This is a genomic window from Dickeya parazeae Ech586 (assembly GCF_000025065.1).
Classification (GTDB): Bacteria; Pseudomonadota; Gammaproteobacteria; order Enterobacterales; family Enterobacteriaceae; genus Dickeya; species Dickeya zeae.
Map to the genome: position 1 here is coordinate 2,376,700 of NC_013592.1, position 20,198 is coordinate 2,396,897.

Annotated in this window: 15 protein-coding genes; 10 read left to right on the forward strand and 5 right to left on the reverse strand. The window is 53.6% G+C overall.

All coding sequences use genetic code 11. The annotated features are described in order from the left end of the window. Positions 1-11: 11 nt before the first annotated feature. Positions 12-1,535, reverse strand: a complete 1,524-nt coding sequence (araG, locus tag DD586_RS10365; RefSeq protein ID WP_012884765.1) for an L-arabinose ABC transporter ATP-binding protein AraG — start codon at positions 1,533-1,535, stop codon at positions 12-14. Between the two features lie 88 nt (positions 1,536-1,623). Then, on the reverse strand, positions 1,624-2,607 hold the full coding sequence (locus DD586_RS10370; protein ID WP_012884766.1) for an arabinose ABC transporter substrate-binding protein: 984 nt from the start codon (positions 2,605-2,607) through the stop codon (positions 1,624-1,626). Positions 2,608-2,989: 382 nt separating this feature from the next. Here DD586_RS10370 and DD586_RS10375 point away from each other — a divergent pair, with 382 nt between their 5' ends. Both DD586_RS10375 and araA read left to right on the forward strand, forming a co-directional pair. After that, complete coding sequence (locus DD586_RS10375; RefSeq protein ID WP_012884767.1) at positions 2,990-4,675, forward strand: ribulokinase; 1,686 nt, start codon at positions 2,990-2,992, stop codon at positions 4,673-4,675. 54 nt (positions 4,676-4,729) lie between these two features. Next, a complete protein-coding gene (araA, locus tag DD586_RS10380) occupies positions 4,730-6,241 on the forward strand; it encodes an L-arabinose isomerase (RefSeq protein ID WP_012884768.1) in 1,512 nt (503 codons plus the stop codon). A 147-nt stretch (positions 6,242-6,388) separates the two neighbouring features. Here araA and DD586_RS10385 read toward each other — a convergent pair whose 3' ends face one another. Continuing rightward, a complete protein-coding gene (locus DD586_RS10385) occupies positions 6,389-8,101 on the reverse strand; it encodes a polysaccharide lyase family protein (RefSeq protein WP_012884769.1) in 1,713 nt (570 codons plus the stop codon). Between the two features lie 835 nt (positions 8,102-8,936). Here DD586_RS10385 and ydgT point away from each other — a divergent pair. The 8 genes from ydgT to nth all read left to right on the forward strand — a co-directional run bounded on the left by ydgT (position 8,937) and on the right by nth (position 16,005). Continuing rightward, entirely contained in the window at positions 8,937-9,152 is a 216-nt protein-coding gene (gene ydgT, locus DD586_RS10390; protein ID WP_012884770.1) for a transcription modulator YdgT, read from the forward strand. 385 nt (positions 9,153-9,537) lie between these two features. Continuing rightward, the gene (gene rsxA / locus DD586_RS10395; RefSeq protein WP_012884771.1) at positions 9,538-10,119 is read left to right on the forward strand and encodes an electron transport complex subunit RsxA; all 582 of its coding nucleotides are present in this window, start codon (positions 9,538-9,540) and stop codon (positions 10,117-10,119) included. Further along, on the forward strand, positions 10,119-10,709 hold the full coding sequence (gene rsxB / locus DD586_RS10400) for an electron transport complex subunit RsxB (protein ID WP_012884772.1): 591 nt from the start codon (positions 10,119-10,121) through the stop codon (positions 10,707-10,709). The genes rsxA and rsxB overlap by 1 nt, the downstream gene beginning before the upstream one ends. Then, the gene (gene rsxC, locus DD586_RS10405; RefSeq protein ID WP_012884773.1) at positions 10,702-12,981 is read left to right on the forward strand and encodes an electron transport complex subunit RsxC; all 2,280 of its coding nucleotides are present in this window, start codon (positions 10,702-10,704) and stop codon (positions 12,979-12,981) included. The genes rsxB and rsxC overlap by 8 nt, the downstream gene beginning before the upstream one ends. Next, complete coding sequence (gene rsxD, locus DD586_RS10410) at positions 12,982-14,034, forward strand: electron transport complex subunit RsxD (RefSeq protein WP_012884774.1); 1,053 nt, start codon at positions 12,982-12,984, stop codon at positions 14,032-14,034. Between the two features lie 12 nt (positions 14,035-14,046). Beyond that, positions 14,047-14,673, forward strand: coding sequence for an electron transport complex subunit RsxG (gene rsxG / locus DD586_RS10415; RefSeq protein WP_041164932.1), 627 nt, complete (start codon positions 14,047-14,049; stop codon positions 14,671-14,673). Continuing rightward, complete coding sequence (locus tag DD586_RS10420) at positions 14,673-15,368, forward strand: electron transport complex subunit E (protein WP_012884776.1); 696 nt, start codon at positions 14,673-14,675, stop codon at positions 15,366-15,368. Before rsxG ends, DD586_RS10420 begins: the two co-directional genes overlap by 1 nt. Before the next feature lies 1 nt (position 15,369). Further along, complete coding sequence (gene nth, locus DD586_RS10425) at positions 15,370-16,005, forward strand: endonuclease III (protein ID WP_012884777.1); 636 nt, start codon at positions 15,370-15,372, stop codon at positions 16,003-16,005. 124 nt (positions 16,006-16,129) lie between these two features. Here the strand turns inward: nth and cysB are convergent, their stop codons facing one another. Together cysB and topA are read right to left on the reverse strand one after the other, a co-directional pair. After that, a complete protein-coding gene (gene cysB / locus DD586_RS10430) occupies positions 16,130-17,104 on the reverse strand; it encodes an HTH-type transcriptional regulator CysB (protein ID WP_012884778.1) in 975 nt (324 codons plus the stop codon). A gap of 340 nt (positions 17,105-17,444) precedes the next feature. Next, positions 17,445-20,066, reverse strand: a complete 2,622-nt coding sequence (topA, locus tag DD586_RS10435) for a type I DNA topoisomerase (protein ID WP_012884779.1) — start codon at positions 20,064-20,066, stop codon at positions 17,445-17,447. Between the last annotated feature and the right edge of the window lie 132 nt (positions 20,067-20,198).

The following is a 20,198-nucleotide window of genomic DNA, read 5'->3' on the forward strand; positions in this document are numbered from 1 at the left end:
CTCCTTGGCGGTCAGGCAACCGCGGGTTCAGTAGCAGTCGTTTTTAACATCGCCAGACTCAGGACCTGCTGCTCACTGGCTTCACCGTGCAGCAATTCGCCGGAAATGGCACCCTCGCGCATCACCACGATGCGGTCCGCCAGCCCCAGCACTTCAGGCAGGTCGCTGGACGCAAACAACACGGCAATACCCTGCCGGGCCAGCTCATAAATCACGTGGTAAATCTCATGCTTGGCACCGACGTCAATGCCGCGGGTCGGTTCATCCAGCATGATCACTTTCATATCCTCCGACAGCCAGCGACCGAGGATCGCCTTCTGCTGATTACCGCCGGACAGGTTCATGATCAGTTGCTCCGGCGACGGCGTTTTGATATTCAGCGCCTGAATGTGGTGATCGGCGTTTTCCTCCTCCCAGGCTTCATTGATGATGAAACCGTTCTTGATGTGTTTGCGACGGGCGCTGATATTGATGTTATCCCGCACCGAATGCACCGGAATGATGCCGTCGGCCTTACGATCTTCCGGGCACAGCATCAACCCGCTCCGAATTGCGTCGCCGGGGGTTCTGGCACGCAGTGGTTGCCCGTCCAGCCGCACTTCGCCGCTGGTAATACCGGTAGCGCCGAACAGTGCTTTCATCAGTTCGCTACGCCCGGCACCCACCAGCCCGAATAAGCCGACAATTTCGCCGCTACGCACCGATAACGACACCGGTGATTTCACACCGACAGCTTTGACTTCGTGCAGTTCCAGCCGCGGTTCGCCATGCGGACGCGGCTGATAACCGTAAATGTCGCCCAGATTCCTGCCCACCATCGCCTGCACCAGTTGCGCATGGTCAACCTGCTGCATATCGGAGAAGGTTTTCACGTAGCGCCCGTCTTTAAACACGGTGATGGCATCGCTCAGTGCAAAGATTTCCTCCATACGGTGTGACACGTACAGAATCACCCGTCCTTCGCTGCGTAACTCGCGAATCACCCGGAAAAGTTGTTCGATCTCACGTGCCGACAACGAGCTGGTCGGCTCATCAAAGGCGATAATTTTGGCATTACGTGCCAGCGCCTTAGCGATTTCCACCATCTGCCATTGCCCGATGGACAGGTATTTCAACGGGGTATCCGGGTCGATATCCAATCCAAGGTGTTCCAGTTGTAAACCGGCCTCATAACGCAGTAGCGATTGGTTTACCAGCCCCCCCTTGTGCGGCAACTGCCCCAGATAGATGTTTTCCGCTACCGTCATTTCCGGCACCAGATGCAATTCCTGGTAGATGATCGCCACACCGGCATTCAGCGCGTCCATCGTATTGGTGAAGCGCACTGGTTGCCCTTTAATATGAATTTCTCCCTGCGACGGCGTGTAATTGCCGCTCAAAATTTTCAGCAAGGTGGATTTCCCCGCGCCGTTTTCTCCCATCAACGCGTGGATTTGCCCGGCATGACAGTCAAAACTGATGTCATCCAGTGCTTTGACGCCGGGAAAAACTTTGCCAATCCCCCGGAAAGATAAATAAGGCGACTGTACGGTCATTTCAGCATCCTCAATGGTCTGCGCCGTCGGGTGACAGCGCGGCCAGTGTTTTGCCCGCACGACTACCAGCACGGGCGGGCAAAGGTCATTACATCAAGCCTTTTTTCTGCAGTTCGGTTTTAAAGTTATCGCGGGTAATCAGCACCACATCCGTCACCTCGGTGAATTTCTGCGGTTCAACGCCTTTCGTTACCCAGTCATGCAGCATCTGGATGCTCTTGTAGCCATGTACGTCCGGGCTTGGCAGCAGTGAGCCGTAGAAACCGGTCGGCTGTGCTTTGGACAGTTCGCTAACCGCATCCACCCCATTGATACCGATACCGATGACATTCGCGGCCTTGAATCCCTGACCTTCGGTCGCACGCACGCCACCCAGTACGGTGTTGTCGTTCATACCGACGATCAGCCAGTTTTTCACGTTAGGGTGTTGCACCAGCAGCGAGTTGGCGGCATCAAATGCGCCGGGGATATCGTTAGACTTGGTCGGTACCTGATAGATCTGTTTTTCCGGGAACCCAGCGGCTTTCAGCGCTTCCATCGATCCCGACGTACGGCGGCGAGCGGTATCCAGCTCATTGGCAGTGATCGCCATAACGGCGGTGTCTTGCAGTTTCCAGCCACGTTTCTGCATCTCTTTCCATAATTCCTGGCCCTGACGTTCGCCAATCTTGGTGGCGGCCATCATCACCAGCGGTACGGTGTCCATCGGTTGCCCTTTGGCATTCACAAACTGGTCATCTACCGCGATGACTTTCAGGTTATAGCTGCGCGCTTTGGCAACAATAGCTGACCCCAGTTTCGGATCAGGTGTACAGATAACGAAACCTTTGGCACCGCTGGCAGCCAGGCTGTCGATAGCATTGAGGGTTTTCTCGCCATCGGGCACGGCTATCTTGATAACGTCAAATCCCAGGTCTTTACCGGCTTTGTCGGCGAACCGCCATTCAGTCTGGAACCAGGGCTCTTCCGGTTGTTTAACCAGAAAGCCCAGCTTCATATTTTCTGCGATAGCCGATTGTGACATAACCGCAGCCAGGCCAATCGCCGCCAGAACCTTAGTGAATTTATGCATGGTTTTCTCCGCTCATTGTTATCTTTACCACGATGGCAACCGGAGGTGCCATCACGTATGTAAACGCTCTCAGTAAAATGCTTTTTTCTGGAACAACGGAAAAACAATAAGTTATTGTGATTCCATCCTCCGTTTACTTTCAGACGGGTAAGTTGTAGCGGGTATTTTCACCACGAAGAGAGAGCGCAATCACATTCAGAAACTACAGCTGATTCGTGCATAGATTCAGCAAATTTAACCTGCCGTTAACTTATGACCGCCATCACAAAACCCCTGAGCGTGACAGAAAAGTACATACTTCCAGCTAATGACTCCTCACGGCGTTAAATCGGCCTGTCTATCGTAAACAGCGTGATCCCTACGATTAACAGGAGCAGCAACGATGAGTGCGGGCGCCATTACTCTTGGTCTTGATTTTGGCAGCGATTCTGTCCGTGCGCTGGCGGTGGATTGCCACAGCGGGCAGGAATTGGAAACAGAAGTGGTCTACTATCCGCGCTGGCGTCAGGGACAATATTGTCACCCGGCCAGCAACCAGTTTCGCCACCATCCATTGGATTACATCGAATCACTGGAATTAGCGATTCGGACTGTGGTCGCACGATTGACTCCCGAACAGCGCCAGCAGATAACCGGCATTGGCGTCGACTCCACCGGTTCAACGCCTGCGCCCATAGATGAACAAGGCAACGTGCTGGCGCTACGTCCGGAGTTTGCGGATAACCCCAACGCCATGTTTGTGCTATGGAAAGATCACACCGCTATTGATGAAGCTGAAGCCATCAATCAGCTATGCCGCAGCGGCCAATTCCCGGATTACACCCGCTACATCGGTGGCGTGTACTCATCGGAATGGTTCTGGGCCAAAATTCTCCATATCACCCGGCAGGATGCGGCAGTACGTCAGGCAGCGGTCTCCTGGATAGAACTGTGTGACTGGGTACCCGCCCTGCTCTCCGGCACCACGGCGCCGGGCGCAATTCGTCGCGGCCGTTGCAGCGCCGGGCACAAATCACTGTGGCACCCGGATTGGGGTGGCCTACCGCCAAAAGATTTCTTGCAAGCGCTCGACCCCTGCCTGACAGAAAAACTGCACTACCCACTCTTTACCGAGACCTGGACCGCCGATCACCCGGTCGGCACGCTGACGCCACAATGGGCACAGCGATTAGGTTTGCCTGACAATGTCGTGATATCCGGCGGCGCTTTCGATTGCCACATGGGTGCAGTCGGTGCGGGGGCCCAACCTTACACGCTGGTTAAGGTCATCGGCACCTCAACCTGCGACATTCTGATAGCAGACGCGGATCGTGTTGGCGATAAAACGATCGCCGGGATCTGTGGTCAGGTGGATGGTAGCGTGGTGCCCGGTTATATCGGGCTGGAAGCGGGTCAATCGGCCTTTGGTGATATGTACGCCTGGTTTGGCCGCGTGCTGGGCTGGCCGTTGCAACTGGCCGCCAGCGAACACCCCGAATGGCAATCACAATTAGATCAACTGCAATCCAGCCTGTTGACACAGCTAACACAAGCCTGGGCCGACGCCCCTTCACTCGATCATCTGCCGATCGTACTCGACTGGTTTAACGGCCGTCGCACGCCGTTTGCCAATCAGCGGCTCAAAGGTGTGATTACCGACCTCAATCTCGGTACCGATGCCCCGCCGCTGTTTGGTGGATTGATTGCCGCCACCGCTTTTGGCGCACGCGCCATCATGGCGTGCTTCGAGTCTCAACAGATTCCAGTGGAAAACCTGCTGGCGCTCGGCGGGATCGCCCGTAAATCCGCCACCATCATGCAAGTGTGTACCGACGTGATGAACCGCCCGATGCAAATCGTGGCCTCAGATCAATGTTGCGCGCTGGGTGCGGCCATCTTCGCTGCTGTCGCCGCCGGGACGCACCCGGATATTCCTTCTGCACAACAGCACATGGCCTGCGGAATCGAACGCACATTGATGCCGGACCCACAGCGTGTCGCCCGCTATCAACAGCTTTACGAACGTTATCAGCAGTGGTGTCGGCTGGCGGAACCCGCCTACAGCCCCCACGCCGGGGCAGACCATTGAGTGTTTGCCGACCATCACTTTTACATCCCTTTGGGAACCCAAACAGGAGTCATCATGGAACAATTTAAGCCGCTCGAAGTCTGGTTTGTGATTGGCAGTCAGCATCTGTACGGCCCGGAAGCACTGCGTCAGGTGAAAGAGAATGCCGAAAAAGTGGTGAATGGCCTTAATCGTGACGCCAATCTGCCAGTGCGGCTGGTACTTAAACCGCTGGTCAAAACGCCGGATGAAATTACCGCGCTGTGCCGCGACGCTAATTATCAGGATAACTGCATCGGCTTGCTGACCTGGCTGCATACCTTCTCACCCGCCAAAATGTGGATTGGTGGCCTGAGCATTCTGAATAAGCCGTTATTGCAGTTCCATACCCAGTTCAATGCCGATATTCCGTGGGACAGTATGGACATGGACTTTATGAACCTGAACCAAACGGCCCACGGTGGACGTGAGTTTGGGTTTATCGGCGCACGCATGCGTCAGGCCCATCAGGTGGTGGTCGGTCACTGGCAGGATCGCAACGCCCATGAACGCATTGCCAAATGGATGCGCGTTGCTGCCGCGTTGCAGGAAAGCCGCCAGCTCAAAGTGGCACGATTTGGCGACAACATGCGGGAAGTGGCGGTCACCGAAGGTGATAAAGTCGGCGCGCAAATTCAGTTTGGCTACGCCGTCAGCGCCTGGGGATTGGGAGACCTGGTCGGTGTGGTGGACGATGTCGGCCAGGGCGATGTGGAAGCGCTGATTGAAGAGTACGAAGCAACCTATACGCTCAGCGACGCGGTCAAATTGCACGGTCCCAAACGGCAGAATTTGCTGGATGCCGCTCGCATCGAACTCGGTCTGAAGCGTTTTCTCGATCAGGGTAACTTTAAAGCCTTTACCACCAACTTTGAAAACCTCTACGGCCTGAAACAACTCCCCGGCATAGCGGTACAACGGTTGATGCAACAGGGATATGGTTTTGGCGCTGAAGGCGACTGGAAAACCGCTGCACTGCTGCGCGTCATGAAGGTGATGGCACAAGGTTTACCCGGCGGGACCTCCTTCATGGAGGATTACACCTACCATTTTGCACCAGGTAACAATCTGGTGTTGGGTGCTCACATGCTGGAAGTCTGTCCGAGTATTGCCAGTGAAGCCAAGCCGTTGGTGGATGCGCAATACCTCGGGATCGGCGGTAAAGCGGATCCGGTGCGGTTGATCTTCTCCGCCCCGGCCGGATCAGCACTGAATGTCAGCATGATCGATCTGGGCGATCGCTTCCGTCTGCTGGTGAATCAGGTCGATGCTGTCGCGCAACCGCACCCATTACCGAAACTGCCAGTTGCCCGTGCTCTGTGGCAGGCACAGCCATCACTGGAAACCGCAGCCGAAGCCTGGATTCTGGCGGGTGGCGCACACCATACTGTCTTCACGCAGTCGCTTGATCTGGATTATTTACGGTTGTACGCCGACCTGCATAACATCGAACTGACGGTGATCGACCAGCACACCACCCTGCCTGCCTTTAAAGACGGACTGCGTTGGAACGACCTGTATTACAAGCTGTGCGGACATCGGGCCTAATCCCCCCAACCGCTCGCCGGTCAGTAACACGGTAGTAAGTAACACGGTAAACGGACAGCACTGTAAACAACAAAGCCGACACCATGTGTCGGCTTTGTTTATTTTATAGATCAGACAATTACCCCTAAACGCAGCCAGTGACGGTCGCTATTTTGTCAGTGTCACAGCGTCATACATAAAGGTGCCGCCATTCAGCGTGAAGGTAATGGTGTTGGTGCCGTCGCGCAGTAAGCCACTGTCGATGGGAATACGCTCGTAGTGATATTTACCGCTGTTAAGCGCCCCGCGGTACACGGATTTGTCGTTGTCATACTGAATGTCTTTGACTTTAGTGCCGTTGACCAACACCGATAACGACGGCGTCGTCGGGTTGGTCATCCCACGATTGCTGGCCGCGGCAAACGCCACATTCAGCACCCTGCTGCTGCCATCGGCACGATCGATATAATTCACATTCCAGCTACCGGGATTCGTTTGGGCGTAATACCAATCCTGTGCTGGACTCGACTCGCCGATGGTATAAGTCAGATTTGCGGGAACATCATTCTGCCAGTGATAATTACGCAACTGGTCGCCAAATCGGAATTCAGACGCCAGCCGATCACTTTGACCAATAGCCCACACCACCGGTGCCGCTTGAGCTAACTGGATAGCAGGTATCGGCGTATTGCCGGTGACATTCACTACATCGCTGTAGAGCACGCCCGGCCTGCTGCCACCATTGGCGTAAATCGTCAGGGTATATTTTCCTTTGCGCACCTTATCAAAGCGGAAATTTCCCTGACTGTCGGTATTGGTGGTGAAGGCATACCCTAAGGTCTGTACATCTGACGCTTCATTGAGCGAAGACGATAGCGTCACGTTTAACGGGACGGTGGTATTAACACTCCCGGTGACACTGGCGCGATCCACCGAAAAACGACTGTCGTTTACCCAATTATATGGCCATGAGGCGATTTCCTGCAGACTACGCGCCAGCGCGTCACTGTACATCTGCTCATCGGTACCGGCGTTCACATACAACAACCAGGGTCCATACAGCTTTTGCCAACCTGGAGGGGCAATCAAGTCCGGCGTACCAAAATGCGACCCCGTCATATACATGATCGCCAGACCGTCCTGATGCACCATCAAATCCTGCTTGGTGTCGTCACCCGACATATACTCAGTACTACCCGGGACTATCCATGCACCGATATTGTTGCCGTATACGCCCCAGACCGGGGTTTTGCGCATATAACCGGCGAAGTCGTATTTGGAGTAATAACTACCATCCGGTAATTTCCAGGTTTCATCCTGAATCTTCTCAAAGTTATTGAGCTGGGAGTAGAGGTAAGGTTTGGTGGTATGAATACCATTGGAGATATGATCCAGCAGAAAAGGATTAAACCGGTACACCCCGCGTAATTCGCTCACCGTCAGATTGGATGATGTATCGTTACGTGCCACGGCATAGCTATAAATCCCGCTGACACCACGCCGTACGATAAAATGGTATTCCAGACTCAATGCGCTGGTTTCATTATCGATATAAGCAATATGTACAATGTCTTTCGTGTTTTCAATCACAGAAATCTGCTGTGGTTTAAACTTCAGAAATGCGCCTGAATAATAATCCAGATAACCGGTACTGCTTTTACCCAGCGCGTTCACCTGGCTATTGGCTTTATCGATAAGATTTTGACTGCCGTTTGACAGTGTGCCAATACTGCCATCGCTGCCAATCGCGACGGAAACTAACCCATTATCTATTTGTGCTTTCATGCCGGAAAGCCCCACACTGACATCAGACGGTGATGCCGCCTGCGCCAGTGAGGAACCGAGTATACTGATTGCGATAAGCATTTTTCTGCTTTGCATATACGTTTCCCTTTTCTCTACGTCATCGACATGACCCGAAATCGACGGAAAGAAACCGATTGGACGTCATGACCAACGCTCCTTCGTCAACATGCGGATTCCCCGCGCCTTCACCACCTGCGCGGAGTCCCATTCTGTGCAACCAGTGATATCCCCACCTTTTTGCTATTGCCCTGACGCTCAGGATGGTGGCAAAGAAACGAAGATATGCCTGACCACATTCGCATTTTCAGGTTACGGCGCGCTGACAATCCTATCGGGCAGCCTTTCAACAATCTCCGGAGCACACACTACCGATGCGCCCATAGAGCACGCTATTTACCCTGAGACACAAGATATAACGCCAATCTTCACGCCAGTGTTTTCTACTACAATCCGAATGTCGACAGGTATAGAAAACCAGTGAAAGCACTATTCATCCTTTTATTTATCAGTCGCAGGCACATTACTCGCGGTTTTACGAAATGACGTGTTAATGAAACCCGCAACGGCGTATTGATACTTGATGACGTCTCCTGACGACTATTTTTATTAACCACAATGCGTACCAAGTGTATACCCTAAATAATTCGAGTTGCAGGACAAAACGCACTGCGTTTTGAACAACGCCACGCGTTGGCCCTTTAGGGCAAGGCTAATTAGAGCCTTGTAACGCGGCAAGTGAGTGAATCCCGATGAGCTTACTCAGGTAAGTGATTCGGGTGAGCGAACGCCGCCAACACACCTGCAACTTGAAGTATGAAGGGTATATATTTTTGAATTCACTACTGGACAGAAATATTATGACGAATATACTGAATTCCCTAAAATCACTACTATTGATAATTTTGCGAAAATGAGTGTTTACGAATATTTGTTAAAATTCAGAAAAGTGAATTCACCAGAAAGTCTTGAAAAATTGTTTGATCACCTAAATTATTCTCTGACTGATGATCATGACGTTATTAATATGTACCGTGCTGCCGATCATCGTCGGGCGGAATTAGCCGCGGGCGGAAAGCTGTTTGATATTGGCCAGGTGCCGAAATCTGTCTGGCATTTTGTGGTCTGACATTTTATGGCCTGAGAGGTACGCTAACCTCACAGTCTGCCTGGATAACCCTTGCCACATGGCGGCCAGTGCTCTCCCCCCCACGCACCGCTCAGTGGATTTTCGCACCGTTTTATATTTTCTTACTATTTATACCCGAAACACCTTAGGCTGCTGGATAATGCGCTCGCGTTTTGAACAGTGCAACACGTTAGCCCTGTAGCGCAAGGCTCATGAGTAGGATTAATAACGCCATCCTGTTGCTTAACGGATGACGGCTAACGCCTGTCAGCTTATCTTTTTCCCTGCCTTACCCGCACGATTACTGAATAACCCCACAGAGGGTAAGTTGCCGAACGCCTGACAATGCCCGATAATACGCCGGTTTTATTGTGTAGGCACTGTAATGAGCGAATATGTATTACTGTTTGTTGGCACGATTCTGGTCAACAACTTCGTACTGGTGAAATTCCTGGGTCTATGCCCATTCATGGGCGTGTCCAAAAAACTGGAAGCCGCTATCGGCATGGGGTTTGCTACCACATTTGTGATGACGATAGGGTCGGTATTTTCCTGGCTGGTCAACACCTATGTCTTGCTGCCGCTAAACCTGCTCTACCTGCGCACGCTGGCTTTCATTCTGGTGTTTGCCGTCGTGGTACAATTCACCGAACTGGCGGTACGCAAAACCAGCCCGGCGCTATACCGCTTACTGGGTATCTTCTTGCCACTGATCACCACCAATTGCGCCGTCCTTGGGGTGGCATTGTTAAGCGTCAATCAGTCGCACAATTTCCTGCAATCCACCATCTATGGATTCAGTGCTGCCGTCGGCTTTTCACTGGTATTGGTGTTATTTGCTGCACTGCGTGAGCGCCTTGCGGTCGCTGATGTACCGGCGCCGTTCCGGGGCTCATCGATTGCACTGGTGACTGCAGGGCTCATGTCGCTGGCCTTTATGGGCTTTACCGGGTTGGTGAAACTGTGATGAACACTATCGGAATGGCCATTGTCGCTCTCAGCGCACTGGCGATAGTGTCCGGGCTCATTCTGGGATTCGCTTCCCGGCGTTTTCGCGTGGAGGCCGACCCGGTAGTCGAACATCTGGAAGCGATGCTGCCACAGAGCCAGTGTGGTCAGTGTGGCTATCCGGGGTGCAGACCTTATGCTGAAGCTATCGCCCTCAATGGCGAGCTCATCAACAAATGCGTACCGGGCGGAGAGCCGCTGATGCTCAAGCTGGCGGAGCGTCTGAACATCGAACCGCAACCGCTGGATGCCGATACGCCGCAAAAACCAGAACCTCAGGTCGCCTGGATAGACGAAGCGAACTGCATCGGTTGTACCAAATGTATTCAGGCCTGCCCGGTCGACGCCATTATCGGCTCCACGCGTGCCGTTCATACCGTCATCCGTGATCTGTGCACCGGTTGCAACCTGTGTGTGGCCCCCTGCCCGACGGATTGTATTGACTTAAGACCTTTAGCGCCGACAACCGCCAACTGGAAATGGAATCTCGACGCCATTCCGGTGCGTGTCATTCAGGCGGAAAACCGTGTGATCGAAAACCATGTTTAAGCTGTTCGCCGCCTTTAGAAAAGACAGAATCTGGGATTTTGCGGGCGGGATTCATCCTCCGGAAATGAAAACCCAATCCAGTCAGGTACCCCTACGGCAAGCGCCTATGCCTGACTATCTGATTATCCCGCTCAAGCAACATCTTGGCCCGGAAGGCGACCTGTGCGTCAACGTCGGTGACAAAGTACTCCGAGGGCAACCGTTGACGCGTGGCTTTGGCCGTATGCTGCCAGTGCATGCACCGACCTCCGGCACCGTGCATGCTATCCGTCAGCATATGAGCAACCATCCCTCCGGGTTGACGGAACTGAGCATCATTATTATCCCAGATGGGTTAGACCGCTGGTGTGAACGCCGTAAGCTGGTCGACTATCGTCAGGCAACAGCGTCTGAGCTGGTGGAGCATCTACATCAAGCCGGTATCGCCGGGCTGGGTGGCGCAGGTTTCCCCACCGCCGCCAAATTACAGGGCGGCCTGCGCGGCATCGAGACCCTGATCATCAATGCCGCTGAATGCGAGCCCTATATCACCGCCGACGACCGGCTGATGCAAGAGTGCGCACAGGAAATTGCACAAGGGGTCGATATTCTTGACCACCTGCTACAACCGCAACGCATCCTGCTGGGTATTGAAGACAACAAGCCGGAAGCCATCAGAGCACTACGTGTTGCGCTGGTGGATTACCCGCGCATTCAAATGCGCGTCATTCCCACCAAATATCCGTCTGGCGGCGCCAAACAACTAACCCGAATTCTGACGGGCAAAGAAGTGCCATTCGGCAAGCATTCAGCGTCTATTGGCGTGCTGATGCAAAATGTCGGCACGGCCTATGCTATCAAACGCGCGGTTATTGATGGTGAACCGTTAACTGAGCGTGTCGTCACCCTCACCGGCGATGCCTTGCGCCAGCCGGGTAACGTTTGGGTACGGCTGGGAACACCGGTACGTCATTTGCTGCGTCATGCTGGTTATCACGTCACCACCACTCAACCCATGGTCATTATGGGCGGGCCGCTGATGGGGTTCACCCTGCCCGCACTGGACGTGCCAATCATCAAGACCAGTAACTGTATTCTGGCCCCTGCCCGCGATGAAATTCAGGTGCAGGAAGAGGAGCAGGCTTGTATTCGTTGCAGCAAGTGCGCCGATGCCTGTCCGGCCGGGCTGCTACCGCAGCAACTCTACTGGTTTAGCCGGGGACAAGAGCACGAGAAAGCGCGCCAGCACCACCTGTTCGATTGTATCGAATGCGGTGCCTGCGCCTATGTTTGCCCCAGCAATATCCCGTTGGTGCAATATTACCGCCAGGAAAAAGCCGAGATTCAGGCGCTGAGTCAGGAATCCCGCAAAGCCGCCGAAGCGAAAGCGCGCTTTGATGCTCGTCAGGCCCGACTGGAGCGTGAAAAGCGCTCGCGTGAACAACGGCATAAACAGGCCGCTGCCAGTGTCGCCGCTACCGATAAAAGCGCCGTGATGGCCGCGCTGGAAAGAGTTCGAAACAAACAGGCCACCGCCGTTAAACCCGACATTCGCATTGAGCCGGGGCAGTTGCCGGACAACAGTACCGTTATTGCCGCCCGCGAGGCGCGCAAAGCGCAGTTACGTGAACGGCAGGCGGAAAAAGCACTGGATACCACGCACGACAATACCCCAAAAGCTGCCGTAGCTGCCGCTATCGCGCGCGTGCAAGCCCGTCAGGCTGAGGCAATGCGCGTTACCACCGTTGATATTACAACCAGCGGTATCACAACCACTGATGCTGAAACAAGCGACGCAAACGACAAGCTCGACCCACGTAAAGCGGCAGTCGCGGCTGCCATTGCTCGGGTAAAAGCTCGTAAAGCGGCACACTCTGATCATACCGAAGACACTGATAACTCCGAATACGTGACAACGTCACAGGATATTTCACCATCTACGGCAAGCGCATCCCCCGAAAGTCGTCTCACGACTACACCGACTGGCTCGCCCCAGAACGACAACCTCGACCCACGTAAAGCGGCGGTCGCCGCTGCTATAGCTCGGGTTAAAGCCCGTAAAGCGGCACTATCTGATAGCACCGGACAGGCCGACAGCACCGAGAGTGTGACAACGTCACCTGAAGCATCCCCATTAACGGCAGTCACCGCTCCCGACAGTGCTCTCACTGCTGCACCGGGCGACGCCACCCAGAACGACAGCCTCGACCCGCGCAAAGCCGCCGTCGCCGCCGCTATCGCCCGGGTTAAAGCACGTAAAGCCGCCGCATTGTCGGCATCGCAAGAGGATTAAATGGCTTTTAGAATCGCACCCTCACCGTTTACCCATAACCGCCAGTCCACCCGCGCGATTATGCGTTGGGTCCTGCTCGCCTGTGTGCCCGGCATCGTAGCGCAAGTCTGGTTTTTCGGGTACGGCAACCTGATTCAATTGGCACTGGCCAGCATCACCGCGCTTTTTACCGAATCGGTCATCCTGGCCTTGCGAAAACGCCCGGTGCTGGAAACACTGCTGGACAGTTCCGCGCTGTTAACCGCAGTATTACTGGCCGTCAGTTTGCCGCCGTTTACCCCCTGGTGGATGGTGATATTAGGAACAACCTTCGCGATTATTATCGCCAAGCAGTTGTATGGCGGACTGGGGCAAAACCCGTTTAACCCCGCGATGATAGGTTATGTTGTTCTGTTGATTTCCTTTCCAGTACAAATGACCAGTTGGCTACCGCCACAGGGATTGCAGGCATCCCCTGTCGGTTTTCAGGATGCGCTGATGGCTATCTTTACCGGCCATGGCACAGCAGGCCAGACTATCCAGCAACTGCTCCAGGGTGTCGATGGTATTAGTCAGGCGACGCCGCTTGATGCCTTCAAAACTGGCTTGCGCAGCGGCCATCAACCCGATGTGTTGTTGCATCAGCCGTTATTCAGCGGCGTAGTGGGCGCCTTAGGCTGGCAATGGATTAATCTGGCTTTTTTGGCCGGTGGCCTGTTTATGCTGTTGATACGGGTCATCCACTGGCAGATCCCGTTGAGCTTCCTGCTAGCGTTGTCCTTATGCGCGCTGGCTGGCTGGCATCTTCATCCAGAGATCAGCGCCCCGCCGCTGCTGCATCTGTTTTCCGGTGCCACGATGTTGGGCGCGTTCTTCATCGCGACCGATCCGGTAACGGCGTCGACCACCCCCAAGGGTCGTCTGATATTCGGTGCGCTGATCGGCATACTGGTATGGACCATTCGAACCTACGGTGGTTATCCCGATGGTGTAGCCTTCGCGGTATTACTGGCCAACATTACCGTGCCACTGATTGATTATTTCACCAAACCGCGCGCTTATGGCCATCGTTAAGGACGGATTATGTTGCTGACCACAATGCGTCGCCATGCGACTACACTGGCCTTGTTTGCCGCGTTCACTACCGGATTGACGGCGCTGGTCAACTATCTGACTGAAAGCACCATTTCACAGCAGGTCATCGCGCAACAGCGCGCCCTGCTTGATCAGGTACTGCCTGCCAATCGGTATAACAACAATCTGCTTAGCGAATGTTATCTGGTGACTGACCCGGCGTTGGGTTCCACTTCACCGCACCACGTGTATATCGCGCGCCAAGACGGCACCCCCGTGGCGGCCGCACTGGAAAGTACCGCGCCAGACGGTTATTCCGGCGCAATCCACCTGCTGATTGGTGCGGACTTTCATGGTAACGTGCTGGGAACTCGTGTTACCGAACATCATGAAACCCCTGGGCTGGGGGATAAGATCGATATTCGTATTTCCAACTGGATAACTGGTTTTACCGGCCAGACGATAACGGGTCCGCAGGACAGTCGCTGGGCGGTGAAAAAAGACGGTGGCCAGTTTGACCAATTTACCGGTGCCACCATTACCCCGCGCGCGGTGGTGAACGCAGTGAAACGCAGCGTGTTGTTTTTGCAGACCTTGCCGCCGCGTTTATCCAGCCTGACGCCATGTGGAGAGAAATAATGAACCAGACAAAGGAACTGGCCTTACAAGGGTTGTGGAAAAACAACTCTGCGCTGGTACAACTGCTGGGGCTCTGCCCGTTGCTGGCTGTCACCTCAACGGCCACCAACGCACTCGGGCTTGGGCTTGCGACCACACTGGTGCTGACTTGCACCAACATAGCCGTTTCAGCGTTGCGCCGCTGGGTGCCGGGCGAAATTCGTATTCCGATTTACGTTATGCTGATCGCCTCGGTGGTCACCATCGTGCAAATGCTGATCAATGCTTACGCCTATGGGTTATATCAGTCGCTGGGCATTTTTATCCCGTTGATCGTGACCAATTGCATCGTGATTGGGCGGGCGGAAGCGTTCGCATCCAAAAATACGGTGATACTGTCCGCGCTGGATGGATTGTTCATGGGGCTCGGGGCCACCAGTGCACTGTTTGTACTGGGGGCGATACGAGAAATCCTTGGCAACGGTACCGTGTTTGATGGCGCTGACCTGCTGCTGGGCAGTTGGGCACGGGTACTGCGCGTTGAGGTGGTACACATGGATTCGCCGTTCCTGCTGATGATTCTGCCACCCGGCGCGTTTATCGGGCTGGGAATGATGCTGGCCGGTAAGTACCTTATCGACGAGAAACGTAAACAGCGCCAGGCCCGTACGGTACGCCCCACCGTCATCGGTTCATCACAGACGTTAGCGGAATAATATGAACAAAGAGAAACGGATTGCCATTCTTAGCCGCCTGCGGGATAACAATCCCCATCCGACTACCGAGCTAGCATTCAACTCGCCGTTTGAGTTGCTCATTTCGGTACTGCTGTCCGCACAGGCAACCGATGTGAGCGTTAACAAGGCAACGGCAAAACTCTACCCGATCGCGAATACGCCACAGGCCATGCTGGACTTAGGTGTGGAAGGTGTAAAGGCGTATATCAAAACCATTGGGTTATTCAACAGCAAGGCAGAGAACATCATCAAAACCTGCCGCATTCTGCTGGAACAACATCAGGGTCAGGTGCCGGAAGACCGTGCCGCGTTGGAAGCGCTTCCTGGCGTGGGGCGTAAAACCGCCAATGTCGTATTGAATACCGCCTTTGGCTGGCCCACTATCGCGGTCGATACGCATATTTTTCGTGTCTGCAATCGCACCCATTTCGCACCGGGCAAAAACGTCGAGCAGATAGAAGAAAAATTACTGAAATACGTCCCGGCTGAATTTAAAGTCGACTGCCACCACTGGCTGATTCTCCACGGCCGTTATACCTGTGTCGCCCGTAAACCACGTTGCGGCGCATGCCTGATAGAAGACCTGTGCGAATACAAAGAAAAAGTCGATATCTGACCGACAACAGCGCTTTCCTATCATGATAAGGGCAGGTTTTCACCTGCCCTTATGCTTGTCATACCATGTTGTGTCATACGTTATTGACATCGCCACGGATGGCAATCGAGTGCACAATCGACGGTTATTTTATCGGTAGCGTCACATCCTTGAACATGGCTTCGATTTCTTCATTGGAGCGCAGCGCAATCGCGGTATCGACCACATCTCGCGTCAGGTGTGGTGCAAAACGATGAATAAAATCGTACATGTAACTGCGCAGGAACGTGCTACGACGAAACCCGATTTTTGTCGTGCTATAGCTAAACAGGTTATCGGCGTTGATCGCCACCAGATCAGGATCACTGGTTGGTGTCACTGCCATATTGGCGATAACACCAACACCCAGCCCCAGACGGACATAGGTTTTAATCACATCGGCATCGGTGGCGGTAAACACAATGCGCGGCGTCAGCCCGGCCCGATTGAACGCGGTATCCAGTTCTGAACGGCCGGTAAAACCAAAGGTATAGGTAACAATCGGATAAGCGGCCAGCTCCTCAATACTGATCTGGGATTTTCCCGCCAACGGATGATCGGGTTTCACAACCACCGCACGGTTCCAGTGATAGCACGGCAGCATGATCAGGTCTTCATACAAATGCAGCGCCTCAGTGGCAATGGCGAAATCCGCCGTACCCTTTGCCACCGCCTCGGCAATTTGCATGGGCGAGCCCTGATGCATATGCAACGACACGCGTGGATAACGCTCGATAAACCCTTTAATCACGTCAGGTAGTGCATAACGCGCCTGAGTATGGGTCGTTGCAACATACAGCGAACCTTTATCCGGATAGGTATGCTCACCAGCGACAGCCTTGATGGCATCGACCTTGGACAGGACTTCTCGGGCAATACGGATGATTTCCTGTCCGGCGGGTGTCACTTGCGTTAAATGTTTTCCGCTGCGTGCAAAAATCTGAATACCCAGCTCATCTTCCAGCATCCGAACTTGTTTACTGATCCCCGGCTGCGAGGTATACAACCCCTCGGCAGTGGAGGAAACGTTCAGATTGTGATTAACAACTTCAACGATATAACGAAGCTGTTGCAGTTTCATAAGTTATCCCATTCCGTAATATGTCATGCGCGGCGGCATCTGTGTTATTGACGTTATCTGCGTTGACAAGGTGGTGACAGCTCAATGCAACGGTGTAGATTCCCGCCATGTAATAAATGCCATTTAATCATAAAAAAATATTTTTTATAACCATTTCCCATATTGGTTAGACAGTACTGGCACTGGAAAACGGATTTTTATTTCCTTTTTTGTTATCGGCTGCCTGCGGATGATATTCATGATTCATGGATCAAAAAAGCCAGCCTGTGCAGGCTGGCTTAAGGTAATGTAACCGTAACCACTGGGAAAAAATGCGGTTTTAGTCAATTTATCGGCACAATTAACGGCTGGCCTCTGCCCATTTGCCGTCAACATAGAACGCCGACCATCCCGTTGCCTTTCCTTCTTTTTCAGAAGAAACATACTGTTGTTTGGTCTTACGGCTAAACCGCACCAGCGTTTTATTGCCTTCCGGGTCGGTTACCGGCGCATCAGCCAGATAACGCAGTTTTTCCGGCAGGCGATCGCGGAAACGCACCAGCTCTTCCACCAACGGCGCACGGGTTTCCCGTGATTTCGGGAACGTATTGGCCGCCAGGAACACACCGGCAGCGCCGTCGCGCAGTACAAAATACGCGTCGGACTTTTCACACGCCAGTTCCGGCAGTGGTACCGGGTCTTCTTTCGGCGGGGCCACTTCACCGTTACGCAGAATTTTACGGGTATTACCACAGGTCTCGTTGGTACAGGCCATGTACTTGCCGAAACGCCCCATCTTCAGGTGCATTTCCGAACCGCACTTCTCACACTCAACGACCGGGCCGTCATACCCCTTAAGCCGGAACTCGCCGTGTTCAATCTCATAGCCATCGCAGGATGGGTTGTTACCGCATACATGCAGTTTACGCTGATTGTCGATGAGGTAACTGTCCATCGCCGTACCGCATTTCGAACAACGGCGACGAGCACGCAGCGCATTGGTCTCGGCCTCATCACCTTCCAGCACGTTCAGCACTTCTGCTTCCGGGATCAGGTTGATGGTGGTTTTGCAGCGCTCTTTCGGCGGCAACGCATAACCCGAGCACCCCAGAAACACCCCGGTACTGGCGGTTCGAATACCCATCTTACGACTACAGGTCGGGCAATCAATGCTGGTCAGCACCATCTGATTCGGCTTCATCCCGCCTTCATCCGGCTCCAGCTCGGCGGTTTCCAGTTGCTTGCTGAATTCAGCAAAGAATTCATCCAGCACGGCTTTCCATTCGGCCTGGCTGTTGGCAACCAGATCAAGGCTGTTCTCCATACGCGCGGTGAAATCATAATTCATCAACTCGCGGAAGTTATCTTCCAGCCGGTCGGTGACGATTTCCCCCATTTTTTCCGCATAGAAACGACGATTTTCTACCCGGACATAACCACGATCCTGAATCGTAGAAATGATAGCGGCATAGGTGGAAGGACGGCCGATGCCGCGCTTTTCCAGTTCCTTAACCAGCGAAGCCTCGCTGTAACGTGCCGGTGGCTTGGTAAAATGCTGGCTTGGCAACAATTTTTCCAGTGACAACGCTTGTCCCACATCGACAGTCGGCAGCGTCCGGTCTTCATCGCTCTTGCGTAATGCCGGCATCACTTTCGTCCAGCCATCAAAACGCAGGGTACGCCCTTTGGCGCGCAGTTGATAATCCCCGGCACTGACCAACAGTGTCGTGGAGTCATACTGGGCCGGTGTCATCTGACACGCCACGAATTGCCGCCAAATCAGTTGGTACAGCTTTTGTGCATCAGCTTCCATGTCTTTAAGCTGGTCAGCCAGCACCTTGACATCAGAAGGACGGATCGCTTCGTGCGCTTCCTGTGAATTTTCCTTGCTGGTGTACAGGTTAGCGGCATCCGGCAGATAGCGTTTACCAAATTCACTCTGGATATAATCACGCGCCATCGTCAGCGCATCCTGACTCAGGTTCGTGGAGTCGGTACGCATGTAGGTGATGTGACCGGCTTCATACAGTCGCTGCGCCATCATCATGGTTTTTTTCACGCCAAAGCCCAGACGGGTGCTGGCGGCTTGTTGCAGCGTAGAGGTAATAAAGGGAGCGCCCGGTTTGCTGCTGGTCGGTTTGTCTTCCCGCTCAGCGACCACATAGCTGGCTTTTTCCAACAGGCTGAGCGCCGCCTGTGTCTGTGCCTGATTTACCGGACGGAAGGGTTTACCCTGATGATGCGTTACCTGCATCTGCAATGCCGTCTCGGCATTCGCCAGCAGATCGGCGTGCAACTCCCAGTATTCTTCCGGAACAAACGCTTTGATTTCACGCTCGCGTTCCACTACCAGACGCACCGCCACTGACTGCACTCGTCCGGCAGACAATCCGCGGGCAATTTTCTTCCACAACAACGGCGATACCATGTACCCCACCACGCGATCCATAAAACGGCGTGCTTGTTGGGCATTAACACGGTTGATATTCAGTTCGCCCGGTTTTTCGAACGCCTGACGAATGGCATTCTTGGTGATTTCGTTAAACACCACACGGCTAAAACGCTTGTCATCACCACCGATAATTTCCCGCAGGTGCCACGCAATGGCTTCCCCTTCGCGGTCAAGGTCGGTTGCGAGGTAGATGTGGTCGGCATTCTGTGCCAACGTTTTTAACTCTGAGACCACTTTTTCCTTGCCGGGCAGGATCTCATAATGGGCTTGCCAGCCATGGTACGGATCAACGCCCATGCGATTAACCAGTGCGGTTTTTTCATCTTTTTTGACCGCTTTCTTGGCCTTCTCGCCACTTTTGGCTTTCTCGGCGGAGCCTTCAGCGCCTTTCTTGCTCGCGGAACCCGAACCGCTGGTCGGCAAGTCACGTACATGCCCTACGCTGGACTTCACCACGTAGTCATTGCCAAGGTACTTATTAATCGTTTTGGCCTTTGCCGGGGACTCGACGATAACGAGAGCTTTACCCATAATATATTGTTACCTACTGAATTCTTTGAAAAAAGAAAAAATTTTCTCAGTTATTCGCTCTGGCTTTCCAGCCGGCGTAGCCTGAACCATCACGGTTGCGGGAAAATCGTTTTTTTAACGCGGCGACGGTGC